The sequence below is a fragment of the Actinosynnema sp. NPDC059335 genome, from assembly GCF_042752395.1.
Taxonomy (GTDB): Bacteria; Actinomycetota; Actinomycetes; order Mycobacteriales; family Pseudonocardiaceae; genus Actinosynnema.
Window position 1 is genome coordinate 2,938 of record NZ_JBHYXZ010000253.1, and the last position, 4,361, is coordinate 7,298.

The following is a 4,361-nucleotide window of genomic DNA, read 5'->3' on the forward strand; positions in this document are numbered from 1 at the left end:
GGGGGGCCTCGGCCGGCGCCCGCCGGCCCCGCCCCCGCCGGCGGGCCCGCGGCCCCCCGCGGGGCGGTGCGGGGCGCCGGCGACGCGGACGCCCTCGTTCGACGAGCTGTTCGCGCCCGCCGACCGCGCCGACTACCCGCTGCGGAGCCCGTTCGTGCGGTCCGGCGGGGTCGCGGCGTCCCCGGTCGGCACGCCGCGCGGCCGCCGGCTGGGGACGGTGACCGGGTGGCGGGCCGGGCAGAAGCACGGGTTCATCACGGACACGCGCGGCGGGTCGTGGTTCGCGTCGCGGGACGACCTGCCGGTGGGGCTGGCCATGCTGCCGACCGGGACGCCGGTGTCGTTCACCGGGTCGCCCACGCCGTTGCCGGGCCGGAAGTACCCGAGGGCGCAGTCGATCCGGATCGTGGTCGAGTGACACCGGCGGCCCCGGTCGGCGGTCAGCTCGCGGTGCAGGACGCGGTCGGCGCGCCGTTGGCCGTGCGGGACGTGGCGGTGAAGCCGAACGTGGTGCTCGTGCCGGCCGCGAGCGAGCCGTTGTAGCCCGCGTTGCGCGCCGTCACGGTCGAGCCGCTGGTGGTCACGGTCGCGTTCCAGGCGTTGGTCACGGCCTGCCCGTCGGCGAACGTCCAGGTGACCGTCCAGCCCCTGATGGCCGACGACCCGGCGGTGACGCGGACCTCGCCCTGGAAGCCGCCCGGCCACTGGTTCGTCACCCGGTAGGCGGCGGTGCAGCCCGGCCCGCCACCCGGCGTGGTGGTGGTGGTGGTGGTGCTCGTGGGTTGGGTGCCGCTGTAGATGCTCGCTTCCTTGGCCGTGGCCTTGATGCCGTTGGCCCCGTGGAAGATGCGCTGACCCCAGGTCGTCAGCCGGGCCGGGTCGAAGTCGGTGGCCATGTCCAGGATCGGGTCGCTGTTGCCGCTCCACGACCACGCCAGGTAGCCCAGGCCGCGCTCCTGCGCCTCGCTCAGGATCGTCTCGTGGTCGACCTCGTTCGCCGCGAACCGCCACCCGAACTCGCCGATGACCAGCGGCCAGTTGTTGGCCTGGAAGCGGTCGAGGTAGTCCACGATGCCGGAGGCGGTGTTGAACACCGAGTACATGTGGATGGACAGCACGGTGTTGCGCTGCGTGTCGGCGTCGAGGACCTTCCGGGCGTTGTCCCGCATGACGTACTGCCAGTCCTGGCCCCAGTTCGGCCCGTCCACCATCAGCAGGTGCCGGAACCCGTTGGCGCGCATCTTCTCGATCGCGTCCACGGTGGCGTCGGTCCACTGCGCGGCGTTGGTGTTGCCGATCGGCTCGTTGCCGATGTTGATCACGACGTGGTTCTCCTGGCCGACCAGCGCGCCCTTCTGGCCGATCCAGTAGTCGACCGCCTCGTCCAGCGACGCCGCCGCGCCCTCCTCGCCGTAGCCGGTGGTGTCGTGCACCTCCAGGACGCAGATCAGCCGGTTCTGCTTGCACAACCCGATCACCGCGGCGGTGTCCGTGGACGGTCCCCACCGCTTGCCGCTGCCCAGCACCACGCGGACCGTGTTCGCGCCCAGCGCCTTGACGTCGGCGAACGAGCTGGTGCGCCCGGTGAACCAGACGTGCGGGTGGTTGACGCCCCGCATCACGAACGGCTGACCGTTGGCCTCGACGATCTTCGTCCCGCTGACGTGCAGCCCGGTCGCGGCGCGGGCCTGCGGCTGCGCGGTCGGCCCGATGCCCGCCACCACGAGCAGCGCGGCACCGAGCAGGGCGAACGTTGTCCTCATCCCTCGACACCCCTTTGAGTCGACGACTGTGACGCCCACCCGCCCGGAGCGCTCCGGGAGCGCTCCCAGACGAGCTGTCGGCCGGCGCCACCGACATGGGCATGATTAGTTTCCGAGTGGAACTTAAGCGTCCACGCTACGAGAGGAGCCGACGTGGCGTCAAGATCCGCCGCTGTTCACCGCGTCCCCGCGGGCCGCTATGTTCGACCGGTGACCTCGACCGCCCGTGCCACCGCGCCGTGGCCGACGCTGCCGCCGGTGGCGCGGGACGTGCTGCTGGAGGTGCTGATCCACGGCCCCCGGTCGCGCGCCGGGCTGGCCGACCGGCTGCGGCTGTCCCGCCCGACCCTCACCCGCGTGACCAGGACGTTGGTCGCCGAGGGCCTGCTGGTGGAGGGCGACACGAAGCCGCGCCCGACGGTCGGCCGGCCCTCCGAGACGCTGCACGTGCGCGCCGCGGCCCACCGGTTCCTCGGCGTGAAGCTGACCGCCGAACGCCTCTTCGCCACCCTGACCGACCTGACCGCCACGCCGCTGGCGACCGCGGAGGAGCCCCTGCGGTCGCACGACCCCGACGCGGTGGCCGGCCAGATCGCGGACGTCGCGGCCCGGTTCCCCGGCCTCACGGCGATCGGCGTGACCGTGGGCGGGATCGTGCTGGACGGCCTGGTCGCCCGCCACGAGTTCCTGGGCTGGACCGACGTGCCGCTCAAGGCCGAGGTGACCCGGTTGACGGGCGTGCCGACCGCGGTCGACAACGACGTCCAGGCGCTCACCGCCGCCGAGCACTGGTTCGGTCCGGGCGCGGGCCTGACGTCGATGGCGGTGATCACCGTCGGCGCGGGCGTCGGCACCGGGATGATCGTGGACGGGCGGCTGCTGGCGGGCGCGCACGGCCTGCCGCCGCACTTCAGCCACACGCTGGTCGACGGCAAGGGCCCGCTGTGCGGCTGCGGCCGGCGCGGCTGCATCTCCAGCTACCTCATGACCCACGTGATGCTGCGGCGGCTGGCGGGCCGGCCGACCTACGACGAGGCGCTGGAGCGCGTCCACGCGGGCGACCCGCTCGCCCGCCGGGTCTTCGACGAGGCGGGCTACGCCCTCGGCGTGCTCATCGGCACCGTCGCCAACGCCTTCGACCCGCAGAAGGTGCTGCTGACCGGCGACGGCCTGCCGCTGTACGAGGTGGCATCGCCCCTGGTGCACGACGGCATCGAGGACACCTACGAGGACGACCCGGACCTGATCGACCTGGACGTGCGGCCGTTCGACTTCAGCCGGTGGGCGCGCTCCGGCGCGGCCCTCGCGATCAAGGCCACCATCACGGGCGCGATCGCCGGGGGCCGTTGAGCTACGCGGTGCTGTACAGCTCGTCCAACACCGCCCGCGCCTCACCGCCGGGCCTGATGCCGAGGTCGGCGTCGAGCACGCGCCACAGCCTGCGGTAGACCTCGATCGCGCCGACCCGGTCGCCCGAGCGGGCCAACGCGCGCATCAGCAGCACCTGCAACGACTCGCGGGTGACGTGCGCCGACGCGTGCGGCGCCAGCAGGTCGGCCGCCTCGCGCGGCGCGCCCAGCACGATCTTCGCGGTGGCCAGGTGCTCGACGGCGGTCAGCCGCCGCTCGCGCCACAGCGCGGCCACGGCGGTGGCCGGCCCGGACGGCACCAGCCCGGCCAGCCCGTCCACCGGCCAGTCCGCCAGCGCGGCGGTCAGCGCGACGACCGCCCGGCGCGGGTCGCCCTCCCGCAACGCGGTCGCGCCGCACCGGAGCAGCCCGCCCGCGCACAGCACGTCCACGGCCTCGGCGGGCACGTCGAGCCGGTAGCCGTGGCCGACGTGGACGAGCAGGCGGGAGAGCCCGGGGTTCGCGGTGTCGAGGCAGCGGCGCAGGCGGGACGCGTAGAGCTGGAGGTTCTTGACCGCGCTGCGCGGCGGTTCGCGTTCCCACAGGTAGTCCATCAGGCGTTCGGTGGACACGGCCGACCCCGCGTCCAGCGCGAGGGCCGCCAGCAGCGTCCGCGTCTTCACGCCGCCGGGCACCACGCGCGCCACGTTCGGGCCGCCCACCGCCGGACCGCCGAGCAGCCGGACGTCCAGCTCCCGCGGCACGCGCGAGGTCGAACAGATGGACACCCGGATCTCCCCCTGCCGAACCCGATCGGACACCCACACGGTAGGTCGTGCCCCCGACGCGCGACGGCGGCCCGAAGGCCGGGAAACATCGGTGTCCGCACCACATACCGGACGTATACCGGCAGGTGGGAGCGTGCCCCCTCGACGCCCGCGCCGCGGTGCGGCGGCCGGTCGCCCGGCACGATCCCGATTCGGGGAACCGCAAGGCCACGAGCACGCGGTCCCCGCGGCGGGGAGGGTTCCGGCGCCGAGCCCGGACGGGTCGATCACCACCACTGGACGCACCTCAAGCGGAAAGGACGTGACCGATGGACCTCACCTTCGACGACTCGGAACTCGACCTCGGTGACCTCGCCGTCACCGCCATGCGCGACGCCGTCGCGCTGCCCGAGACCGGCGCTTCGGCGGCGGCGTGCTCGTGCCGCCGCCCCTCGGGCGGGGGGGGTCTCACTCCGGGGCTG

General features: G+C 74.0%; 4 protein-coding genes and 1 pseudogene. 3 read left to right on the plus strand and 2 right to left on the minus strand.

All coding sequences use genetic code 11. The annotated features are described in order from the left end of the window. Window positions 1–418 (plus strand): annotated as a pseudogene (locus ACFXGA_RS38735) (NYN domain-containing protein); the annotation flags it as partial. Between the two features lie 22 nt (window positions 419–440). On the opposite strand, the gene ACFXGA_RS38740 reads toward ACFXGA_RS38735, so the two are convergent. Then, the gene (locus ACFXGA_RS38740) at window positions 441–1,763 is read right to left on the minus strand and encodes a cellulase family glycosylhydrolase (RefSeq protein ID WP_378097715.1); all 1,323 of its coding nucleotides are present in this window, start codon (window positions 1,761–1,763) and stop codon (window positions 441–443) included. Between the two features lie 210 nt (window positions 1,764–1,973). On the opposite strand from ACFXGA_RS38740, the gene ACFXGA_RS38745 reads away from it, so the two are divergent. Next, window positions 1,974–3,113 carry an ROK family protein gene (locus ACFXGA_RS38745; RefSeq protein ID WP_378097718.1) on the plus strand — a complete coding sequence of 380 codons (1,140 nt, stop codon included), beginning with the start codon at window positions 1,974–1,976 and terminating at the stop codon, window positions 3,111–3,113. A gap of 1 nt (window position 3,114) precedes the next feature. Here ACFXGA_RS38745 and ACFXGA_RS38750 read toward each other — a convergent pair whose 3' ends face one another. Beyond that, window positions 3,115–3,900, minus strand: a complete 786-nt coding sequence (locus ACFXGA_RS38750; protein ID WP_378097721.1) for a BTAD domain-containing putative transcriptional regulator — start codon at window positions 3,898–3,900, stop codon at window positions 3,115–3,117. A 308-nt stretch (window positions 3,901–4,208) separates the two neighbouring features. On the opposite strand from ACFXGA_RS38750, the gene ACFXGA_RS38755 reads away from it, so the two are divergent. Then, window positions 4,209–4,361, plus strand: a 153-nt coding sequence (locus tag ACFXGA_RS38755; protein WP_378097724.1) for a thiazolylpeptide-type bacteriocin, incomplete at its 3' end; no start/stop codon positions are given.